This window comes from bacterium (genome assembly GCA_019637795.1).
In the GTDB taxonomy this organism is placed as follows: Bacteria; Desulfobacterota; Binatia; order HRBIN30; family CADEER01; genus JAHBUY01.
The window spans coordinates 728807-749963 of the sequence record JAHBUY010000002.1; the positions used below are offsets into that span (position 1 = coordinate 728807).

General features: G+C 68.3%; 17 protein-coding genes and 5 pseudogenes. 8 read left to right on the forward strand and 14 right to left on the reverse strand.

The features are described from left to right. Positions 1-32: 32 nt before the first annotated feature. The 4 genes from KF840_08440 (at position 33) to groL (ending at position 2664) form a co-directional block, all read left to right on the forward strand. Complete coding sequence (locus tag KF840_08440) at positions 33-308, forward strand: DUF507 family protein (protein MBX3024926.1); 276 nt, start codon at positions 33-35, stop codon at positions 306-308. Then, positions 305-577 (forward strand): DUF507 family protein, encoded by a 273-nt coding sequence (locus KF840_08445; GenBank protein MBX3024927.1) that lies wholly within the window; start codon positions 305-307, stop codon positions 575-577. The genes KF840_08440 and KF840_08445 overlap by 4 nt, the downstream gene beginning before the upstream one ends. 131 nt (positions 578-708) lie before the next feature. Beyond that, the gene (groES, locus tag KF840_08450) at positions 709-1002 is read left to right on the forward strand and encodes a co-chaperone GroES (protein ID MBX3024928.1); all 294 of its coding nucleotides are present in this window, start codon (positions 709-711) and stop codon (positions 1000-1002) included. Between the two features lie 15 nt (positions 1003-1017). Next, on the forward strand, positions 1018-2664 hold the full coding sequence (gene groL / locus KF840_08455; protein MBX3024929.1) for a chaperonin GroEL: 1647 nt from the start codon (positions 1018-1020) through the stop codon (positions 2662-2664). A gap of 513 nt (positions 2665-3177) precedes the next feature. Here the strand turns inward: groL and KF840_08460 are convergent. Further along, the gene (locus KF840_08460) at positions 3178-4257 is read right to left on the reverse strand and encodes a hypothetical protein (protein MBX3024930.1); all 1080 of its coding nucleotides are present in this window, start codon (positions 4255-4257) and stop codon (positions 3178-3180) included. A gap of 54 nt (positions 4258-4311) precedes the next feature. Then, positions 4312-4737: a hypothetical protein gene (locus KF840_08465; protein MBX3024931.1), complete on the reverse strand. Its 426-nt coding sequence runs from the start codon at positions 4735-4737 to the stop codon at positions 4312-4314. A 1052-nt stretch (positions 4738-5789) separates the two neighbouring features. Here KF840_08465 and KF840_08470 point away from each other — a divergent pair. Then, positions 5790-6233: a hypothetical protein gene (locus KF840_08470; protein ID MBX3024932.1), complete on the forward strand. Its 444-nt coding sequence runs from the start codon at positions 5790-5792 to the stop codon at positions 6231-6233. Here the strand turns inward: KF840_08470 and KF840_08475 are convergent. From KF840_08475 to KF840_08530, 12 genes and pseudogenes are all read right to left on the reverse strand, one after another. Beyond that, positions 6202-6747, reverse strand: coding sequence for a hypothetical protein (locus KF840_08475; protein MBX3024933.1), 546 nt, complete (start codon positions 6745-6747; stop codon positions 6202-6204). The two genes, KF840_08470 and KF840_08475, sit on opposite strands and share 32 nt — an antisense overlap. 174 nt (positions 6748-6921) lie before the next feature. Continuing rightward, positions 6922-9606 carry a DEAD/DEAH box helicase gene (locus tag KF840_08480; GenBank protein MBX3024934.1) on the reverse strand — a complete coding sequence of 895 codons (2685 nt, stop codon included), beginning with the start codon at positions 9604-9606 and terminating at the stop codon, positions 6922-6924. A gap of 776 nt (positions 9607-10382) precedes the next feature. Beyond that, positions 10383-10739: pseudogene (locus KF840_08485) on the reverse strand (DNA methylase). A 30-nt stretch (positions 10740-10769) separates the two neighbouring features. Then, positions 10770-11779, reverse strand: a pseudogene (locus tag KF840_08490) (IS630 family transposase). A gap of 35 nt (positions 11780-11814) precedes the next feature. Then, positions 11815-13638, reverse strand: coding sequence for a DUF1156 domain-containing protein (locus KF840_08495; protein ID MBX3024935.1), 1824 nt, complete (start codon positions 13636-13638; stop codon positions 11815-11817). Further along, complete coding sequence (locus tag KF840_08500; GenBank protein MBX3024936.1) at positions 13638-13877, reverse strand: hypothetical protein; 240 nt, start codon at positions 13875-13877, stop codon at positions 13638-13640. Before KF840_08500 ends, KF840_08495 begins: the two co-directional genes overlap by 1 nt. After that, positions 13874-14314 (reverse strand): PIN domain-containing protein, encoded by a 441-nt coding sequence (locus KF840_08505; GenBank protein ID MBX3024937.1) that lies wholly within the window; start codon positions 14312-14314, stop codon positions 13874-13876. The genes KF840_08500 and KF840_08505 overlap by 4 nt, the downstream gene beginning before the upstream one ends. A gap of 3 nt (positions 14315-14317) precedes the next feature. Continuing rightward, on the reverse strand, positions 14318-14893 hold the full coding sequence (locus tag KF840_08510; protein MBX3024938.1) for a DUF3780 domain-containing protein: 576 nt from the start codon (positions 14891-14893) through the stop codon (positions 14318-14320). Further along, positions 14890-17955, reverse strand: a complete 3066-nt coding sequence (locus KF840_08515) for a DUF499 domain-containing protein (GenBank protein MBX3024939.1) — start codon at positions 17953-17955, stop codon at positions 14890-14892. Before KF840_08515 ends, KF840_08510 begins: the two co-directional genes overlap by 4 nt. Before the next feature lie 192 nt (positions 17956-18147). After that, positions 18148-18533, reverse strand: a pseudogene (locus tag KF840_08520) (Zn-ribbon domain-containing OB-fold protein). Between the two features lie 93 nt (positions 18534-18626). After that, positions 18627-19295 (reverse strand): hypothetical protein, encoded by a 669-nt coding sequence (locus KF840_08525; protein ID MBX3024940.1) that lies wholly within the window; start codon positions 19293-19295, stop codon positions 18627-18629. Positions 19296-19336: 41 nt separating this feature from the next. Beyond that, positions 19337-19603, reverse strand: a complete 267-nt coding sequence (locus KF840_08530) for a hypothetical protein (protein MBX3024941.1) — start codon at positions 19601-19603, stop codon at positions 19337-19339. 62 nt (positions 19604-19665) lie between these two features. On the opposite strand from KF840_08530, the pseudogene KF840_08535 reads away from it, so the two are divergent. From KF840_08535 to KF840_08545, 3 genes and pseudogenes are all read left to right on the forward strand, one after another. Beyond that, positions 19666-20238, forward strand: a pseudogene (locus KF840_08535) (DUF2163 domain-containing protein). A 49-nt stretch (positions 20239-20287) separates the two neighbouring features. Beyond that, positions 20288-20686, forward strand: a complete 399-nt coding sequence (locus KF840_08540; GenBank protein ID MBX3024942.1) for a phage BR0599 family protein — start codon at positions 20288-20290, stop codon at positions 20684-20686. Positions 20687-20956: 270 nt separating this feature from the next. Beyond that, a pseudogene (locus KF840_08545) lies at positions 20957-21151 on the forward strand (fumarate hydratase C-terminal domain-containing protein). Positions 21152-21157 lie beyond the last annotated feature (6 nt).

Genomic DNA, 21157 nt, shown 5'->3' on the forward strand with positions numbered 1-21157 from the left:
ATGCGGGCCGGGGTCGGCGCTATGGTCGCCGGATGCACGTTCCCGAGGCGGCCATCAACCGGCTCGCCGACGAGGTGGTTCAGAGCCTCGTCCACGCCGGCTTCATCAAGCCGAAGGTGGCGGAGAAGCAGTTGGTGGCGAGGGTCGCGCGCCTGCTGCTCGAGAACCTGCGGGCCGAGCAGGAGATCGAGGAAGAGGCCGAGCGCGCGGCGCAGAAGCTGGGCCGCCAGGCGCTCGGCATGGACCAGCGGGAGCTGATGAAGGGACTCAAGATCCGCATCGCCAAGGAACGGGGTTTTATCCTGTGATCCGGTTCAGCGAAGGGCGGCTCTCCCATCTCTCGCACCAGGTGCTGTCGATCTTCCGCGCCGAGGGGTTGGCGGACATCGAGAACGAGCGGTTGGCGCTGCAGGCGATCAAGCGCGCCCTCGAGGGCCAGCACGATCAGAACGCGCGACTCGACGAGATCGTGCGTCGCAAGATCGCCTCGCTGTCGCGCAAGGTGCCGCCCGGCAGCCACGAGTACGAGATCCTCTACCGCCGCTACATGGAAGAGGAGCAGCGCAAGAAAAGTTGATCCCGACCGGTTGACACGGGCATCGCCGGACCTACTTGTCCGGCGGCCGATTTTCGGCCGGGTTGCGTTGAACCCCGCTCAGCGGGACCTACCAAACCAGGACATCACCGAAGGAAGGAAGGAGAGAGGGTATGAAAATTCGCCCGCTGCAGGATCGCGTCATCGTTCAGCGCGTCCAGGAAGAGGAGAAGACCAAGGGCGGCATCATCATTCCGGACACGGCCAAGGAGAAGCCCCAGGAGGGCAAGGTCGTGGCGGTCGGGAAGGGCAAGGTGAACGACGACGGCAAGGTGACGCCGCTCGACGTGAAGGCCGGCGACCGCATTCTGTTCGGCAAGTACTCGGGTACCGAGGTGAAGATCGATGGGGAGGACTTCCTCATCATGCGCGAGGACGACATCCTCGGCGTGCTCGAAGGCAAGTAACGGGAGGAAGATGAGATGCCTGCCAAGATCGTAAAGTTCAGCCAGGATGCGCGTGACAAGGTCCTGCGCGGCGTGAATCTGCTCGCCGACGCGGTGACCGTCACGCTCGGCCCCAAGGGCCGCAACGTCGTGCTCGAGAAGTCGTTCGGGGCGCCGAACGTGACCAAGGACGGGGTCACGGTCGCCAAGGAGATCGAGCTCGAGGACAAGTTCGAGAACATGGGCGCGCAGATGGTGAAGGAGGTCGCGTCGAAGACCTCGGACGTCGCCGGCGACGGCACGACGTCGGCCACCGTGCTGGCGCGCGCCATCTTCGCCGAGGGGGCCAAGATGGTCGCCGCCGGCCACGACCCGATGTCGCTGAAGCGCGGCATCGACAAGGCGGTCGAGGCGGTCACCAAGGAGCTCAAGTCGCTCTCGAAGCCGACCAAGGACCAGAAGGAGATCGCCCAGGTCGGGACCATCTCGGCCAACAACGATGCCACCATCGGCCAGATCATCGCCGAGGCGATGGACAAGGTCGGCAAGGAAGGCGTCATCACGGTCGAGGAGGCGAAGAGCCTCGACACCACGCTGGAAGTGGTCGAGGGCATGCAGTTCGACCGCGGCTACCTGTCGCCGTACTTCGTCACCGATCCGGAGAAGATGGAGGCGGTGCTCGAGGACGCGTACCTGCTGATCCACGAGAAGAAGATCAGCGCCATGAAGGACCTGCTGCCGGTGCTGGAGTCGATCGCGCGCACCGGCAAGCCGTTCATCATCATCGCCGAGGACGTCGAGGGCGAGGCGCTGGCGACGCTGGTGGTGAACAAGATTCGCGGCACGCTGCACGCCTCGGCGGTGAAGGCGCCGGGCTTCGGCGACCGCCGCAAGGCGATGCTCGAGGACATCGCCATCCTCACCGGCGGCAAGGTGATCGCCGAGGAGCTGGGCATCAAGCTCGAGAACATCACGCTCAACGATCTCGGGCGCGCCAAGCGCATCGTCATCGACAAGGACAACACCACCATCGTCGACGGCGCCGGCAAGAAGGCGGACATCGAGGGCCGCATCAAGCAGATCCGGGCGCAGGTCGAGGAGACGACCTCGGACTACGACCGCGAAAAGCTGCAGGAGCGGCTGGCGAAGCTGGTCGGCGGCGTGGCGGTGGTCCGGGTCGGCGCCGCGACCGAGATCGAGATGAAGGAGAAGAAGGCGCGCGTCGAGGACGCGCTGCACGCCACCCGCGCCGCGGTCGAGGAAGGCATCGTCCCAGGCGGCGGCGTGGCCCTGATCCGCGCCTCGTCGGCGCTCGAGGGCCTGAAGCTCAGCCCGGAGGAGCAGGTCGGCGTCAACATCGTCCGCCGCGCCATCGAGGATCCCTGCCGCTGGATCGCCAGCAACGCCGGCTGGGAGGGCTCGATCGTGCTCGACCGGGTGAAGAACGGCAAGGGCGCCTACGGCTTCAACGCCGCCAAGGAGGAGTTCGAGGATCTCATCAAGGCCGGCATCGTCGACCCGACCAAGGTGGTCCGCACCGGGCTGCAGAACGCGGCGTCGGTGGCCGGCATGCTCCTCACCACCGAGGCGCTGATCGCCGAGAAGCCGGAGGAGAAGTCCGCCGCGCCGGGCATGCCGCCGGGCGGCATGGGTGGCATGGGCGGCATGGGCGGCATGATGTGAGCCGCGCCGACCAGGCGTGAAGCACCAAAGGCCCGCCGCCGATCCCGGCAGCGGGCCTTTTTCTTCTCTGCTACCGGGACATCACTGCCTTCGGCGAGGACACGCGCGGCGAGCTCGACGGCGGCCGACTTCGACCAGCCCCCCGACCGCGATGAACACCAACCCCTGGACGCCGCTGCCCACGCCGACTCCGACCACCACCTTCGTCGAGTCCCCGACGACCCGCGATTGTGGCGCCGTGCCCGAGCCGGAGCGCTGCGCCAGCGACAGCGAGAGACCAACCCGGCAACGCGCGCACCCGGTACGCCGGTGGCGATGCCGCAGTGCGTTCAGGAGAGCCACCGCAGCGACCGACTCCGCCGGGCTACAGCGGCGCGCAGGATGCACGTGCGCGTAGTCCGTATGAGCTGGCGATTTCACATCAACCGCCAGTATCAGACGTTGGCGACCGGTAGCCCCGAGGAGGCGGCATAGCGTCCTGCCCGCGCCACTGGCAAGGACGAAGCTGGTCCATCAGAGCCACAGCGGCGGACCAGCGCGGGCCGCGTCTGGGCGGCCCAGAAGGCGGTGTCCAACCTCATGAATAAAGTTCCAATGAGGCGTCTCATTAATTATGTTGGCGACTACCGTAGCCGAGGTATAAGGCCAGTTTCCATCCTCGCAGTAGAAATCTAGATCGTTCTGTGGCGTTACCGCGAGATTGTCCGCGACTGTGTAGACTTGAAAGCTGTCGATCCGCACTCGTTCGCGCACCCCATTTGGAGTCTCTGGATTGTAGGTAGATGCTGCTAGTCTATCGTTCATGAGGGCTATATGCTTTTGAATCCAGTCCTCAAATGAAAACGTCAGCGAGTAGGCGCTCTGCTGCTTATTGAAGTCATCATATACGTTCTTGTAGACGAATATCTTAAGCGCCAGGGCGTGGGTGTCGATTGTGAGGTGATTGTTCGAGCTAAAGAGGTCAGGTTGGTTGGGCGTCAGCGCAAAGTCGATCGTACCCACCGCTGCCAACCACGGTCTCTGTAGCTGTAGGGTGAGCTCAGCGCCAGCCGCAAGGGCCGAGTGGCTACCGGTGGCAACCACCGACCCATTTTCTGTCCATGAGTATGAGAATGCGGTACCCTGTTGCCCGCCCTTGTTAATGATATGAGCGATATAGGTCACGGTTTCGGCTGGATTCTGACCCACTGCCGGATCCGGCCATCGCTTTCCATCAGGATGTGCTGTATCAATCACCAGAGCTTCGCAGTTATTTGTTTTGGTTGTCGGCTCGCAAGAGGCGCCGCCGACCGATTCCCAAACCTGATCGCAAAAGCCATGACCGGGACACCCCAGATGGTGGCGGCAGTAGCTTGGATACTTTGGTGTCCGTTCGATATATGTCACATCCAAGTCAAACGTCTGTTGGAGCGTGGATAAGGGCAAGCCTTGGAATAAGAGGCCCGAGGTCGGGAAGCAGTCGCCAGGAACCAGACCGCTTGTTCCGTTGGGCAGCAGTCCAGGGTGCATGCAGACCTGCGCGGAAGCAACCGCGGCAGACAAAGCCCAGGCTACGACGGTTCCAGGCAGGACGTTACGGTACAGCCAATTCATAGTCCCCCCAATATGGTGGGCCGGGCCGGTCCGCGGTTATTGTGAACGGCTATCTTAGGGTTCTGAGGTCGGCTCTATGTCGATCGCGACAAAGACATCGCGATCGAGCAATGTGACGGGCGTCTGTTTCCAGCAACCGATAGGATTGCAGTGCTGAGCTACACTCAATACGTAGTTTCCTGGTGGTATGTTATCGAAGGTGAAGATGCCGTTGGCTAGGGAAGAAGTGAGGCCTAGCGGGGCCAAAACAACGGTGGCGAAGCCAGCCCCACACGGTTCACCAGGAAACTCGTTTACACAGCCCGCCACCTGAAATCCCGGCGAACCGGAGGTGGCGGTTGGCGTGACGGTGGCAGTGGTAGTCGGCATCGGTGTGGCCCGCTCGATATCGATCGCGATAAAGACGTCGCGATCGACAACCGTGATAGGAGTGTCCTTCCAACAGCCGATGGAGTTGCATTTCTGCACCACGCTCAACACATAGTCGCCAGGTGGTATCCCCTCGAACGTGAAGTTGCCGTTCGTGAGAGATGACGTGAGACCGAGGGGTGCCAAAAGGACCGTGGCGAACCCCGTCCCGCATGGTTCTCCCGGGAATTCGTTAACACAGCCCGCGACTGTGAATCTTGGCGAAGCGGGGGTGGGAGTGGGGGCTTCTGTCTGCGTAAGGATAGGCGTGAGGGTCCCCTCAGTAGGAGACGGACTAACAGGAGGGGAACAGCCGTTGAGTGCCGCTCCGACTGCCGCGACGAGCTCCGGGATTGTGATCCTCCCGTCGGAGTCAAGATCCAAGGCCGCACATCCACTAGCGGACTGGACCAGCGCCATTTGAACGCCCGTCAGAAGCTCGTCGATTGCAACCATACCGTTGCCATCGCAGTCGCCGACGCACCGGGCGCTCGCGCCGCTGCCGACTGCGAGCCAAGCTGCAATTACCGCTTTCCCTATAGACCCGATCCGGAACATGGACCCCCTCGGGTTCGAGATCGCGCGTACGTGAGTCCTTTAGCAGGGCGCCGAACGCTGCGGCAATAGGGAATTCCCCAAACGTCCCCGCATGTCCGCGAAATAGCGGTCCTGTGCAGCCAAGCACTGGAGGACGCCGAGGGCGCGGGCTGTCCTACACCTCGGGTCACGCGTTTGTTCCCGACGGGTCCTCGGGTGGTTGGTGACTCGTGCCTGAAGACTGCTGGCCTTCCTTGGACTTCATCCGGTTGATCGACGCAGCATCGAGACGAGTCTTTGCGCGTAGTCCGTATGAGCTGGCGATTTCACATCAACCGCCAGTATCAGACGTTGGCGACCGGTAGCCCCGAGGAGGCGGCATAGCGTCCTGCCCGCGCCACTGGCAAGGACGAAGCTGGTCCATCAGAGCCACAGCGGCGGACCAGCGCGGGCCGCGTCTGGGCGCACGGGGGCGACGACGCGACGCCGGGAGCGCGCCAGGGGTGGCGGAGTCAGCTCGGGTCCGCGGACAGGCAGCTCGGGTGAGGTGGGGGCAGCGGCGGTGGCGGCTGAAGGGGCAATCCGAGGTGCGCCAGGATGCGGGCGATCAGGCGCGGGTCGGCGATGGTCGCCACCAGGCGCCTGCCGCAGGCCGCGCAGGCCAGGACGGCCGGGTGCGCGTTCGTCCGTTCGGACCGGAGTTCGAGGCCGTCCTCGCGGCAGCCACGCTGTCCATCAGCCGCGCCGGCTACAACACCTGCGCCGCGCTGCTGCGAGCGCGGACGCGCGCCGTGCTGGCGCCGGATCCGATCATGTCCGAGCAGACGTTCCGGGCACGGCGCTGTGCCGATCTCGGCTTGGCGCACGTCGTCGAGGGCGACGCGCCGTCGCGCGAGATGCTCGTCGCGGCCATGCGCGCGGCCATCGACGGGCCGCCGCCGCGGCACGACTTCGCTCTCGACGGCGCCATCGAGAGCGAGACGCGCATCGCTGCCACGCTCAACCCGGCGGGGATACCGAGGACTGCGTGAGGGAAGACGTCCGTCCGAGGTGCGGCAAGTAGCGCGACAGGATCGGATCGAAGACGTCGTTGCGATCGTGATAGGCGAAGTAGTCGACGCTGTCGTAGCGCCTCGTCCCCTCCATCATGCGCGACTTTCTGGCGAACTCCTCGCGCGACTTGATCGGATAGTGGTTGATGCGCAGCTGCTCGACCGAGATCTTCGAGCTGGTGCTGTCGGCCGCGAACGGATCGAAATAGCGCACGGCCGGTCCGAGCAGACGGTAGAGAGGTCTGAGCTCTTTCTTGAAGCGCGGCCGCGGGATCGGGCGGACGCGCTCCCCGGTCTCGTCGACGGCGACCTCGCCGCCGCGGTAGGCGAAGTGATGGCAGTTGACCGGCGCCACGGCGCGCCTGGGATCGACGATCGATTTGACGCGTCGATTGCGGATCCAGTCGGCGGGTGCGCGCCGCGGGAAGCGGGCGATGACCGGCTCCGGCGAGGCGTGCATCTGGCCGTTCGAACCGTAGACCTGCCAGCGCACGACGACGCCGGGAAACTCCTCGAAGCGCCGCAGGGTCGGGATCAGTGTCCACTCGCACGGCGCGAAGAGAAACTCGTCGATGTCGATGCAGGTCAGCCAGCGTGCCTTGCAAGAAGGTCTCCAACTCGCGCGCCGCGCTCACGCTCGCGGGTGGGCAGCGCGCGATCACGGTGCCTACCAGCCGCGCGAGAGTCTCTCGACCACGTCCTTGCGCGACAGCACCTGGGCGCACTTCTCCCACGGTTCGCCGGACGGGTCGACGGTGTCGGCGTAGCGGATGTCGAAGGCGTTGGCGCGCTGGCGGCGCTCGATGAGCTCGCTCAGCCGCAGGTCGAGCTGTTCGATGTCGGTAATCCAGTCGTCTTCGATGACGTCGGGCAGCGAGCCGAAAATGTCGTAGCGGTCGCGCATGCGTGCCGACAGCCGCTCGTAGACCTGCTCGTCGCGGGTGCCGTGGTAGACGAGGTTGAGCATGTCGACGCTGTCGCGCGTCTGGCCGAAGCGCTTGATGCGGCCGAGGCGCTGCTCGAGGCGTGAGGGGTTCCACGGCAGGTCGACGTTGATGAGCGTGCCGAGGGTCTGGAGGTTGAGGCCCTCGCAGGCGGCGTCGGTCGCCACCACCAGACGCAGCTCGCGATCGCGCACCGCCCGCTTGATGAGCTCGCGCTCGACGCTCGCCTGGCGCTCGTCGCACAGCATGCGGCTGCGGCTCGCGCCGGCGTAGAGGCCGATCGGCTCGCCGGGCAGCTTCGCCGCCAGCGCCTCGGCGACCCAGCGAGCGGTGTCGTAGAATTGGCTGAAGATGATGCAGCCGTGACGCAACCAGAGCGGCGCACCGGTCAGGTAGTGCACCACCGCTTCGAACTTCGGATCGACGGGACGCTCGCGCAGGTGACCGAGCACTCGCTCGAGCGCGTCGCGCTCGGCGTCGGTCAGGTCGCTCGGCACCGGCGGCTGATCGTCGTCGTCCTCCTCCGCTCCGCCGTCTCGGCCGAGCAGCGTCAGCGCGGTCGCCTGGCCAGCCGCCAGGCTGGAGCAGATGCGCTGCAGAAGCAGGCTTTCCATGAAGCCCGCCGCCCGCGCCCGTTGGCCGAACAGGTCCGTGAACTCCTGCGCCGCCGCATAGGCGGCGTCGATGGCGCTGCCGGTGAGTAGTCCCTGACCGATGAACAGCGCCGACTGATCGGCGCGGCGCGGGTGGATGTCGACGGCGATGCGCGGCAGCAGGCCGCGCGCCTCCAGCGTCGCCCGCTTGCGCAGGATGGTGTGGCGGACGATCGGATTGTGGCGCTGGAAGAAGCCCAGTCCGTTGACGGTTCCCTCGAGGCGCTCGCCCAGCTCGTCGCGGGTGAAGCGGTCGACGGCCGTGAGGTCGCGACTGCTGAATGCCTGCGCATCGCCGATCCCGAGGTCGCTGCGGACGTGGTCGAAGAGCGGATCGTCGGCGCGTGGCGGCAGCGGGTTGCGGATCAGATCCCAGGCCTCGTCCTCGTCGGTGACCCGCCGCCCACCGGTCACCAGGTCGAGGGCGGTGCGCGGCGAGCGCCAGCGGCTGCCTGGCCGGCCGAGCACGTGCTCGGCGCCGCGCGCCAGCACGTCGAGCAGATCCCACAGCTCGGCGACGTCGGTCTGCACCGGCGTGGCGGTGCCCAGCAGGACGTGGCGGGCGTGCTCCGCCGCCGTCTGCATGAAGGCCAGGAGGTTGTTGGGCTGACCGGCGTTGCGCCCGACGCCGCCGGCGCGCCGGGCGCGATGCGCCTCGTCGAGCACCAGGGTGCCGTAACGCCGGCCGAGCAGGTGCTCGCGCTCGGCGGTCGGCTGGAAAACCAGGCCGGTCGAGACGATGCCGATCTGGTATGGGCAGCGCGCCACGTCCTCGGCGCCACGCGTGCGGATCTCGTGCCCGGTGTGGTCGAGCCAGGTCTTACGGCGGGTCCACACCGCCGAGGGGACGCCGAGCTTGTCCCACAGCTCGACCTGCCATTGCTGGGTCAGGGTCGCCGGACAGAGGATCAGCACCGGGCCGTCGCCGAGCAGGCTGGCCAGCACGGCCGCCGCCGCCAGCGACAACGTCTTGCCCAGGCCGACCTCGTCGGCCAGCAGCAGCCGCACCGCTGGATGGGCCTCGCGGTGTTGCATGAACAGCGTGACGAAGGACTGCTGCCACGGCATCAGCGCCTCGCCGCGCGCATAGATCGGCGCCTCGGCCATCGCCGCGGCCGCCACGGCGTCGGGCGGCACGTCCTCGACGCGGCGGAACTCGACCCGTCGGGCGCAGCGGTCGACCTCGTCGATGATCGCCTCCGGCAGCGGGATGCCCTGCGCCCACAGGTACTCGAACTCCTGGCGCACCCAGGTCACCGCCGCCGGGTCGTCGTCCTCCCAGACGATCTCGTAGTGCTCGCCCCAGCCCGGCCGGGTCTCGTTGTTGCTGCCGATGAACGCCAGCGCCGAGCCGTCGCGCTGCTCGATCACCCCTGCCTTGCCGTGCAGGAAGGGCGTCGTCGTCCGGCCGACCACCCGCACCTGCAAATTGCCGCGCACCAGCAGCGCGTGGAGCTTGCGGTAGCGGTCGCGGCCGAGCACGCTCTCCGCCTCCGGCGGCCGCTCGAACCACTTCTCGCGCAGCGCCATCGCCTGCTGCGCGGCGCTCCTGGCCACCGACAGGTCGCGCGGATCGAGGTCGCTGTTGCACACCACCCGCACCTGCTCGATCGCCGCCAGGTCCTCGTAGACCAGCTCCAGCAGCGAGCTGCGGAAGTAACCGGCGATACGGTCGTAGCGCCGCGCGCCGAGCAGCCGCTCGCGCAGAAAGAGATGGTCGAGGCGGCCCTGCCGCGACGAGAAGCGGCGGATCATGCCCCCAGCCGTTCGCCTCTCACCAGGTCGCGCAGCACCCGCGCCGCCGCCGCCTCCTCGGGCCGCAGGCGCGCGAGCGTCGCCGCCAGGTAGGCCGCCACGGCGATGATCTCGGCGCGCCGGGCGAGATAGCCCGGCACGTTGTCGCGCAGGTGGCTCATGACCTCGTCCGCCTCCACCTCGGTCTCCAGCTCGAACAGCGCGTAGAGCACCGCCCGCAGCAGCGAAGCGCCGAAGCCGTCACCGCCAAAACCGGCGTGCTTCAGGTCGCGCGCCGACTTCAGCCGCGCGTCGTTGGGCCGCATGCTGGCCATCAGCGACTGCCAGTCGCCGGCGCGGAAGGCCTTGGCGAAATTCTGGTAGGCGTCGAGCTTGCGCCCGCCGCGCGCCTCGCGGTCGAGCATGCGCAGGTAGAAGCGCTCGGCGCCGACCAGCCGCTCCCAGACCTTGGCGTCGAGGCCGTCGGGCACCAGCACCTCGTTGGCGATGCCGACCGCGAAGTCGATCAGCTCGTCGACGATGCCGCGCTCGCCCTCGACCCGCGGCCGCAGCGCCTCACGCGTCATGTCGGTGCCGTCGATGGTCGTGTAGCCGGTCAGCACCCGCAGCGCGGCGGCGTAGCCGGCCATCTGCAGGTCGTCGTCCGAGAACAGGTTCTCCGCCCGCCCGGCCGCCGAGGCGCGCTGGTTCAGACCGACCATGGTTTCGATCTGCCGCCGCACCTCGTCGCGCACCTCGAGCACCAACTCGTCCTTGTAGGCGCAGCGGCCGTCGCCGCGCTTGCGCAGTACGAGAATCACGGTGCCCTGCACGTAGCCTCCCTGCTTGAGCTCCGAGTTGGTCTCAGTGGCAATGTACCACGCCGCCGTCACCCGCAGCGCGGCCGCCCAGAAGATGCCCGCCATGTCGCCCCACACGCCGGTATCCTGATGGGTGAACATGACGATCTGCAGGCCGTTGTCCGGCATGTGACCGGCCAGCGCTGAGTAGGCAGTAACCATCTCGCGGCGGAAATCCTCGCCCGCGCCCTTGATGGCGAGACTGCGCCGGCTGTCCCATACCCAGTCACGAAATGGCGCCGGCGGATTCCGGCGCAGCCAAGCGATGAAGTACTCGGTGATCTCGTCGTAGCTATTGAGTCTCGCAGAATATAGTGACGGGATCTAGAACAGCTCCGCTTGCTGCCAGAAGGCGGTCACCAGCGTGGGGCGGCGCTGCATTCGGCGCAAGGCGCGGCGCGCCACGGTGGTGAGCTGCGAGAAGTCCTTCGGACAGAAGTTGGGCAGCTCATGCTTCTTCCAGTACCCCCAGATGTATTCCACGGGGTTCAGCTCCGGCGCGTAGGCGGGCAGGTACTCCAGGTGAATCGCGCCGCGCTGGCGAGCGATGAAGTCCTTCACCAGTCGACTGCGGTGCTGCCGCAGCCCATCCCAGATGATGAGCAGCTTGCCGGGGAGGGCCCGTTGGAGACGGCCCAAGAAGTCGACGATCTCCGGACTCTTGATCGTGCCGGGGTACAGCCGGAAGTAGAACTGCCACCACGTTACGCCCGCGATCGCCGAGAGCGTCTTCCAGTGGAAGTGATACTGGAGGACCGGGGTCTGCCCCCGCGGCGCCCATGTCCGACAGCGGTGCGGGCGCTCACTGAGTCCGCTTTCATCGATGAAGACGATGGTGCGCCGCTCGCGGCGGGCTTTTTTTTAAGGGCGGGCCAGTGCTCGCGTTTCCACCAGCGGATACGGGCTTCGTCGCGCTCCAGGGCGCGCCCGGTCGGCCGCTGGCAGCTCCACCCGAGCTGCCGGAGCAAGCGCCAGACGTGGCCGGGATGGAAGCGCTCCGCGAACTCCTGCTCGATCAGCTCCGCGACGCGCCCGGTGGTCCACAACCCGGTGGGGTATCCGAGCGCTTCCGGGCCGCGCTGCAGGGCGCGTTCGAGCTGGCGGCGTTGCGAGGCGGTCAGGCGCGGTGGGCGCCCCGCGCGCCCCGCCTTCTTCAGCCCGGCCCGCCCGTGGGTCGCCAACTGCTGCACCCAGCGACTCACCGACTGGCGATGGACGCCCACCCGCCGCGCCACCTCGGCCGGTTTCACCCCGGCCTTCAGTAACCGCGCGGCCTCCAGTCGCCGCCGTTCCAACTCATCAAAATCCCGCTTCACCCCCGCCGGATTTCCCATGGATCGTCGTGTATCACATCCGCCGCTCAATGTCACTATATTTTACGATACTCAATAACGGCATCGGCATAGGGTGGATCGGTAACATGCAGGTCGGAGTCGGTCTGCCAATCGGACGCAGGAGCCGTAACGATAGAACGCACATTGCCGCTAAGGAGCGGGAAGCTCTTCACTTCGTTCGCCAGAACGGACTCTCGCATGTGATGGAACGATTTCGCCCCGTAGTTCCAAAGCACGTTCAGGGCTTGGTTGTAGAAGACCTGTTCGACCGAATCCCCAGGCAAGCCGCCACCGGGTGTTAGTCGAGCCGATCCCACATGCCAGCGGCAGAGTCGCCCCGAACGGTCGGCGAGCGTACAAATGTCGAACGCCAGCGCACCCGCGACCTCATCGTTGTCGCCCTCCGCCCGGCAAGCCTCGCCGTACATCGCGTTGCAGAGCAGGCTGCGCGGCGTGAAGAGGTGGTGCCAGTGCGTCCAGCCGCGCTCCCGCAACAGCCGTGCGGTCTCGTCCCCAGGCTCGATGGCCATGTCGGGGACGAGCCCCTGCGCTTGCCAGCCGGCCAGGTTGGCGCGGACGATCTCCTCGATGCGCCGCTCGCGCGCCAGGTCGGCTTCAGTCACAGAGCGGAAGAAGATCTCTTCGCTTTCACGCCGTAGCCACTGGATGCAGTACAGGCGCTCCTGGAAGACGTCGTCCGGGCGCGGAACGATATCCGTCTTCTCCCAGCGGCGCAGGTCGTTGACCGTCGCGCCGCCCTCGCGCCGGTCGCCGCGCAGGGTGCGGATGGGGACGCGCCGCTCGACCCCGTCGAGCGCGTACACCATGTGGCCGTCGCGCACCGTGCCGCGCGCGGCGCGCTCGAGCTCGGCGTCGCTGGCGTCGCCGGCGATCTCGATGGCGAAGCGCCGCTCGGCGGGGACGGGCACCAGACGGGCGACCGTGCGGCGGTTGCGGCTGATGACCCATGAAGCGGCCAGCGGCACCAGCCAGCCGGTCTCGGGGCAGCGGGTCTCGACGCAGTACAAGTAGGCCTTGGCGCGGTTGCCGTGCTCGTCGTGCTCGATGCCGAGGCGGGTGACCTCGGCGTCGACGCGCTCGACCACTCGCTGCTGGGCGGCGGCGATGCGCGCCCGCGTCGCCTCGTCCCCGCCGACGATGTGCAGCGCCCCCCAGGTGAGCATGCAGGCGATGGGGTTGAGGTCGCTGGCGTAGACGTCGCAGCCCAGGCGCGCCGCCTCGAACGGAATCGAGCCGCCGCCGGCGAAGGCGTCGCCGAGCCGCGGCCGGTGGCCGAAGCGCAGGATGCCCATCTGCTCGACCAGCTCGGCGTGCGAGCCGGCGGCGGTGCCGAGGTGGGCGTTCACCGCCTCCCAGATCCCGGCATAGGCCGCGGCCGGCAGCTCCTCGGGGCGGCGGCTGCGCTTCTCCAGGCGGCGGTCGTAGGGCATGCGCGCCAGCACCTCGGCCTGCAGCCGCCGCCGCTCGGCGCCGCTCACCCGCCAGCGGCCGTCGGCGTCGAGGAGCTGGTCGCGCAGCGGCCCGCCCCACGCCTCGACGTCGGCGGCGTCGAGCTTCTTGAGGCGATGGGCGAAGGCGTCGTCGTCCATCGCCATCAGCTTCTCGAACACCTCGAGGTCCTGCTCGGTGTCACCGCTCGCCGGCAGCAGGGCGCCAAGCACGCAGGCGCGCACCAGCACCAGCGGCTTGCGGCCCTTCCAGTAGCTGCCGAGCGCGGTCAGCGTCTGGCCGGCGTTGGCCTTGCGCTCGCACTGCGCCTCGATCGAGACCTTCTGGGCGGGGAAGGCGACCTCGATCAGCGACGGCCGGTCGCGCCAGGCCAGGGGCTCGACCGGCATCAGTGGCGCGGCGGCCGGCGCCGCGCCGGCCGCCGGCGCGCGCCGGTGGCCCGCAGGGCCACCTCGAGCTCGTCGGCAGTCAGGGAGCGGAAGAGCGCGTCGCGCTCGCGGGTGTAGTCGCCGAAGCCGCTGGTGAACTGGGCGAGGAAGCGGGCGGTGTCCGCCACGCCGAGGTCGCGGGTGAGCGCGGCCAGGCCAGCGTGGGTGATGTCGACCAGGGCTCTGCGGCGGGGGGTCATGTTAGCAGCTCCACGATCAGTTGCTCGGGCGTCACCGCCCGTGTGCCGAGCGTAGCCAGCGCCCGCGCCCGCCTCAACAGGCGATCGTCACACGTACAGAAGAAATCGGCGCGCCCCTCGATCGCCGACGCCAGATGCGCGGCATCCAGCGGCTTGAGCCCGGCCGTGCACAAGGCTCGCGTGCGCAGTTCGACGGCTGGCGAGACCTCGACCACGACGGTGGCGCGGGCCAGCACCTGGGCGGCGAAATCGCGCCGCAACGGGTGCGGGTTCCGCTCCATCTCGAAGAACAACGAGCGCGATGCCAGCAGCTCGGCGGCGCCGCGCTCGCAGGCCGACAGGATGGCCAACACCGCCTCGGCCTCGACGGCGATGCGCGCCTGGCTGCGGTCGTCGAGCGGGCGCTGGATGCTGCACATGTCGAGGTACAGCCGCATCCGTCAGACGGCGGAGTCGGCGAACAGCGACAGCGATTGCTGCCGGGTGCGGCGCCCGCGGCGCGGCGCCGGCGCGGCGGCATCGACCGGATTCTCGGTCAGGGCGAAGCGCAGCGCCTTGCGCCAGCCGATGCCGGCGTCGTCGACGCCGCCGCTGGCGGCGGCCGTCATGGTGAACAGCCACCAGCGCTCCTCCGGCTTGAGCCCCGACCAGTTGGTGACCGCCGCCGGGACCAGCTCGAGGGCGGCCTCCTCGACCGCCCAGGCGAGCACGCAGAGCTCCTTGCCGAGCAGCCGCTCGACCTTGTTCTCGCCGACGCTCCAGCGGCTGGGCGCCATGCCCTTCTCCTTCAGCCGCTCGTTGAAGATGCGCCGCACGGGGTCGGCGATGGCGCTCCACTTGACCCGCGCCAGCTCGACCCGCTCGATGCTGTCCGGCGTGCCAGCGTGGCCGGCGCGAAGGCCGAACTGCTCGACGATACGCACCGGCTCGTCGCGACCGCGCGGCACGTCGACCACCATGTGATGTGGGTCGACGGCATCCGGGCAGCCGAAGCCGACGGTGGTGGGCTTCCTCACTGCTCGACCTCGTTGGCGTCGACGCTCAGCCCCCACGCTTTGACGAACTCGCTCAGATCGTGGCCGCGGGTGAACTCGAGGCGGCGGGCGCTCAGGCGCACCTCCGCCATGTCCTCGCCGAGCGCCGCGCGCAGCGCCGCGATCACCTGCTCGAGCTGCTCGGCGGTCAGCACCCCGTCGCGGCCGAAGCGCAGCGACGCGGTGCGCGTGCCGCTGCCGACCTCCAGGCTGACCTCCGACAGGCGAATGCCGTCGCGCCGCGCCTGCGCCAGGACGCGGAAGGCCTCGGCAGTGCTCGGGGCGCTGACCAGCTTCGCCAGCCGCGCCGGCGCGGCCGGGTCGATGCGGATGCCGCGGTTGCCGGCGGGCGGAATGGTGAAGGTGCGGCGTTCCGTGACACCCTCGTGCTCGGCGTGACACCAGATGGTCGTCTCGCCGTCGCCGATCTCGATCGGTCGGCCGTCGTAGACCGTCCCCTCGGCCGGGTTGGCGCCGTTGAGCGTGTAGCGGATGGTGCCGCGCGGCACCACGTGCAGCTCGACCGAGCGCGAGCCGACGCCCTCGCGCGGCTGGTGGGTGATCGTCAGCCGGTTGCGCCAGAGGACCGGATCGCCCCGCTCGTGCCCGCCGGCTGGATCCTCGGCCACCACCCACACGCAGGTGGCGTCGGTGACCAGCTTCGAGTCCGTCAGACGGTGGCTGCGGGCGGTGACGTTGGGGGTGGTGTCCCAGTAGATGCGCGGCGCCGCGCCGGCGTCGCGCACCGTCACCTCCAGCGTCGCCTCGCCGGTGGCCTCGTCATAGGCGCGCTCGTCGAGAATCACCGACGTCTTCGGTTTCTCGAACGGTCCCTTCTCGATGTAGCCGTCCTCGCTGGAGCGCCACACGCCGCGCTGCTCGGCCAGCTTGCGCAGTTGCTCCAAGCCGTTGGCCGGCAGCCACAGCCAGCGCGGCGTCGACAGGGCGCGGGCGCGGACGTCGCGCCAGGGGACGCGCTTCTGGTTCTCAGGCCAGATCACCTCTTCGGCGCGTTGGGCGAGCGCGGCGAACTCGGCCTCGACGTCGAGGGCCAGCTTGCTGGCGCCGGTGTGCGCCAGCGCCTTCTCGATCTGCTCCTCGCCGTCGAAGTTGTTGGCGGTGAACTGCATGGCGAGCTTGGTGGCCACCAGCCCGTCGCGGCTCGGGTACCAGACGCGGTTGAACGTCGAGGTGACGGTCGAGTTGAACTCCTGCTCGGCGGCCTCGTAGCGCTCCTTGAGCTCCTCCTGCTGCGGATGGCTCCTGGGCAGCGTCTCATGCAGCTTGGCGACGGCGTAGAGCATCCGCGTCTTCTCCTCGAGGTTGACGAGGTCGCTGCCGTCGCCGGTGAGGATGCAGAGGTTGTTCTTCTGGACGATCAGCTCGTAGAAGGCAGCGGCTGCGGCGGGTGGATCCTTGGTGTCCGGGCTCAGCACCAGCAGCATGCGGCCGCCGTCGAGGCGCACCTCGTCGAGTAGCGGCAGCGCCTGCAGCTCCTGATACGCATGGCGGCGCGTCGGCGCGAAGATCGCCTCCAGCCGCCGCCGCATCTCGGCGACGATCTTGTTGGCCGGCGCGCGCTCGGCCTCGGTCGAGAGCCGCTTGGTCAGGTTCTCGACGTTCGAGAAGAAGTAGGCGTCGCTCTCGTCGCGGTGGAGGTACCAGGCGTCGCGCTTGAGGTGATCGAACGCCTCCGCGAACTCGAGCACCGAGCGGTTGGGCGCGATCAGCCGTTCCAGGACGCGCTGCTTGGTGAGGCCCTTGACGCCGTCGACGGCGGTCGAGAGGGAGGCCGACAGCAGCAGGGTGGCGACCTGCATTGCGGCATCGCCGCCGGTCTGCGCATCGATCGTCTCGGCGTGCGCGCCGCCACCCGAGGCGATGTCGGTGGCCACGGCGCCGCGCAGATCGTTGATGCGCAGCACCTCGTCGCGCACGTCGGCGTCGTTCAGGTCGAGGTGCTGCAGGCCGATCAGATAGACGTCGTTGGTCGGGCGGGTCCAGACGGAGTGGATGGCGCGCGACACGAACTGCATCAGGCCGCGGGTCTGGCGGTAGCCCTCGTTGTTGCGGAACAGGGCAATCAGGTCCTTGAGCGACGGGTGGAATGGATACGACGCGCGGATCTCGTCGGCGATCTGCTCGGTGCTCTTGGCGATCGCCTTGGCCTTCTCCGCCTCCTTGATCGCCGCCGCGTAGGCCTGCACGACGTCCTCGACGTCGCGCTCGCCCGGCAGGCCGGCGAAGAGGCGCTTCTTGAGAATCTGGTAGATCTCGTCGCCGCCCAGCTCGACCGGGGTGATCGGCTTGGCCTGCCGGCGCGCCTCCTGCTCGATGTTCTTGATCGCCTTGCGGAGTTCGCGCGACGCGCCCTCGTAGCTGCCGCTGAGATTGGACACGACGATGCACAGCCGAGGCAGCTTGAGCGCCGCGGAGAAGAGATTCGACAGCGCCGCCGTGGCCACTTGGGCGAGTGTGCCGGCGCCGACCGGTCGGGTCATGGCGTTGTCGAGGTATGGCGGCAGCTCGTCCAGGAGAATCAGCGTCGGCTGGTCTCCGATGAGCTGCATCCACGCCCGTTCGTCGGGCGCGGCGGCGCCGTCCTGCCAGTACCGACGGAAGGGCTCGGGATTGCCGAGCTGCGCGGCGATCTCGCCCCACAGGAAATGGTCCGGGTAATGGCGGCCGCTGAAGGCCACGACGCGGGCGGCGGCGAACGGGGCGGCGCCGGCGAGATCCGGAACGACGCGCGACCGCAGCGCCGCATCGGCGGCGATGAGGGCAAAGGCGATCATCGTGTGCGTCTTGCCGCCGCCCATCGCCTGGGTGAGCTCGAACAGCGCCTGGTCCGTGCGGCCGGCGAGCCGCCGCAGGCCGAGGTCGAAGAGCTGGCGCATGCCGGCGGTGAGGTGATTCTTGGCGAAGAACGCCTCGCCGTCGGTGTCGGCGCAGGTTGCAGCCGAGAGATCCTCGACCTGCTCGGCGAGCGAGAAGTTGAGCGCCATGCGGTGGGGAACGCAGGCGTCGCGAACGGTCTTCAGCATGGGAGCTCGACGGCACGGCCGGTCGCATCGACGCTCTCGCGGCGCTGCGGCGGCAGCGCCGCGATCCGCTCGAACAGGTCGTCGTCCACGCTTGCGGTCTTCGGCATGGCCCAGCTCATAAGCGCAGGAATCGCCGGAGATCAACGGCGTTGGGAACCGCTGCGGCGACGCGGGACCATGCCCGTCTGGCCGTCACGTCGGGCGGAACTTGACCAGCGTCACCGCCGGCGTGACGTCCTCGAACACCACCTCGACCGGCATGCCGATGCGCACCGCCTCGGGGGCGCAGTCGACGATGTTGGTCAGCAGCCGCACGCCCTCGGCGAGCTCGACGTAGGCGAGCACGTAGGGCAGCGCGTCGCGGAAGCCGGGCGCCTGGTTCTGGTGCGTGACGGTGAAGGTGTAGATCGTGCCGCGTCCGAGAGGCAGGACGGACAGAGCGCCCGCGGGTAATGGCGCAGCGTCGCGCACCGGCCGCAGCGTTGCAGCACCAGCTCGCGCCGCTGGCAGGCCTCCCAGAAGCCCTTCGACTCCTCGTCGACGCGCGGCAGCGGTTTCGCGTACTTCGTGTCGGCCATGCCTCTACCGTCTCGACGCAGCGACGCAGAGACGCCGAGCCCGGATGAGACTCCTCCGGGCTCCGCGTCTCCGTGTCTCTGCGTTGAAGTCCTTCATCTCCCCAGCACCAGGGTGACGCCGCTGTGGCGCAGGCCGAGCATGCCGCCGGTGCCGTGGCAGAGCGCCACCCGGCAGTCGGCGACCTGGCGCGCGCCGCACTCGCCGCGCAGTTGCCGCACCGCCTCGACGACCAGGAAGATGCCGCGCATGCCGGGGTGATTGGACGACAGGCCGCCGCCGTCGGTGTTGGTCGGCAGGGCGCCGCCCAGCCCGAGGCGGCCGCCCTGGACGAAGGCGCCGCCCTCGCCCTTGGCGCAGAAGCCGAGGTTCTCCAGGGTCAGCAGCACGGTGATGGTGAACGAGTCGTAGAGCATGCACAGGTCGACGTCGTCGTGGCGCACGCCGGCCATCGCCAGCGCGCGCGCGCCGGATTCCTTCGCCGCCATGTCGGTCAGGTCGCGGACGCCCAGCGCCGTGTGGCAGAGCGACTCGCTGCCGCCGAGGATGCGCACCGGCGGTCGGGCGAGGTCGCGCGCCCGGTCGGCGCGGGTGACGACGACGGCGCCGGCGTCGTCGGAGACGATGCAGCAGTCGAGCAGGTGGAGCGGCGAGGAGACCACGCGCGTGCCATCACCGTCTCGTGTGAGTTCTACTGGCGCGTGCGCTTCGCGCACGATCTCCAGGAGTTCGAGAATTTCACCTACCGCCTGCACGCGATGCAGGAGGTCGAGCTGATCTCGAAGAAGCGATGAAGCGGTGCACCCTACGGGCGCGCTCCAGCGGGCACGCGGAGCAGCTTGCCGTCGCCGTCAAAGCGCAGCGTGAGCGCCTGCACGCCGGTGAACGCGCCCCCGTGGACCCAGGTCGCCGATGTGCCATCGTCGGGCGGCAGGCCGGATATGGCGTGGTACGGTGGCCCCAGGAGCGCGATCACCTCTGCGTACGTCATGCCGGGTTGCAGCTGCTGCGTGGCGACCGGGTCGATCCGGCGTCCCACGCAGCCGAACAGCAGCGCGGCGACCATGACCATCGCAAGCCTGCGCATAGCGGGCCGCTTACGCCACGAAGCGCCCGGGCGTCAAGGAGGGTGCGGTGAAGGAGGTGTCTGCGGCGCTGTCGATCCTGCTCCAGTCCGGCGTGCGGGACCTGTGGACCTGCCGGTGCGTCGAGATCGTGACGAAGTTCGGGGTCACGCTGCGCTGCACCGAAGCGGACGTGAACGTGCGGCTCGTCGATGCGGGCAACAAGCTGTTCCGCAAGGACGGCGCGCGGGTCGCCATCGGCTCGACGCAGCAGGTGCTGGGGCTCCAGACCGACGAGCTGCTACTGACCCTCGCGCCGATCGAGGAGCCCGGCGCGGCGGGCGGCGTCACCGGCTCTGCGGTCACGACCGACCACAGCATCGCGGTGGGCACCGTGCCCGTTCCGCTGGTGCGCGCCGCACAGAACGGCTTGTTCGATCGCGCCGAGGTGGTCGTCCACCGCGCCTTTGCGCCGGCGCCTCCATCCTACGACGACCTGGTGCCCACGTTCCCCAACGGCCAGACGCCCGAGGAGCGCGCGCTGCGGTTCACGCCGACCGGGTCGATCGAGTGGTTCCGCGGCCAATTGGCCTCCCTCGAAATCGTCGGCCGCACCATCGACTTGAGCGTCAAGTCGATCCTGAACCTTTCTCGATGCGCCCTATCCGAAGTGTTCCTTTCGGCGCGGGTGCGTGTGGGACCTGTACGGCGCGGGGTGCGGGGTGAAGCGCGCGCAGCTCACCCACCTCGGCAAAGTCAAGCAGGGCTCCACGCGCCTACGGATCGAGGGCTACCAGGCCCCCGGGCAGTCGGGGGCCAACTTCGACACGCGCGTGGCCGGCTACTTCAACGAGGGTGTGCTCGAGATGCTGAGTGGCGACAACGTCTATGTCCGGCGCGGGATCCGGGCGCATACGGGCGGCGGCATTCTCGAGTTGACGCAGCCGTTGCCCTACGAGCCCGCGGTAAGGGACATCTTCCGCGCCGTGCCGGGGTGCGACAAGACGTGGGAGACCTGCGGATCGCGCTTCGCCAACCAGGCCCGCTACCGCGGGTTCCCGTACCTGCCGACGCCCGACTCGATTACGTGATCGAAGATCCGCAACGTGCGCCTGCGCGTAGCCCGTATGAGCTGGCGATTTCACATCAACCCGCAGTCTCAGACGTTGGCGACCGGTACCCCCCGAGGGGGCGGCCCAACGCACTGCCCGCGCCACTGGCAAGGAAGAAGTTGGTCCATCAGAGCCACAGAGCCACAGCGGCGGACCAGCGCGGGCCGCGTCTGGGCGCACGGGGGCGACGACGCGACGCCGGGAGCGCGCATGAGCAACCCCGCCCAGTACCTGCCGGACGTCAACGCGCAGAAGCTCGGCGGCTTCTATCTCGGCTCCATCGGCGGCCCCGCGGCGGTGCTGGCGCAGGAGGACATCCGCAAGGTCGAAGTGCTCGAATACCGCGAGCTGGGCATGGAAGCGGTCTGGAAGATCGAAGTCGAGGATTTCCCCGCCTTCATCGTCGTCGACGACAAGGGCAACGACTTCTTCGGCAGACTGTAGTGCGAT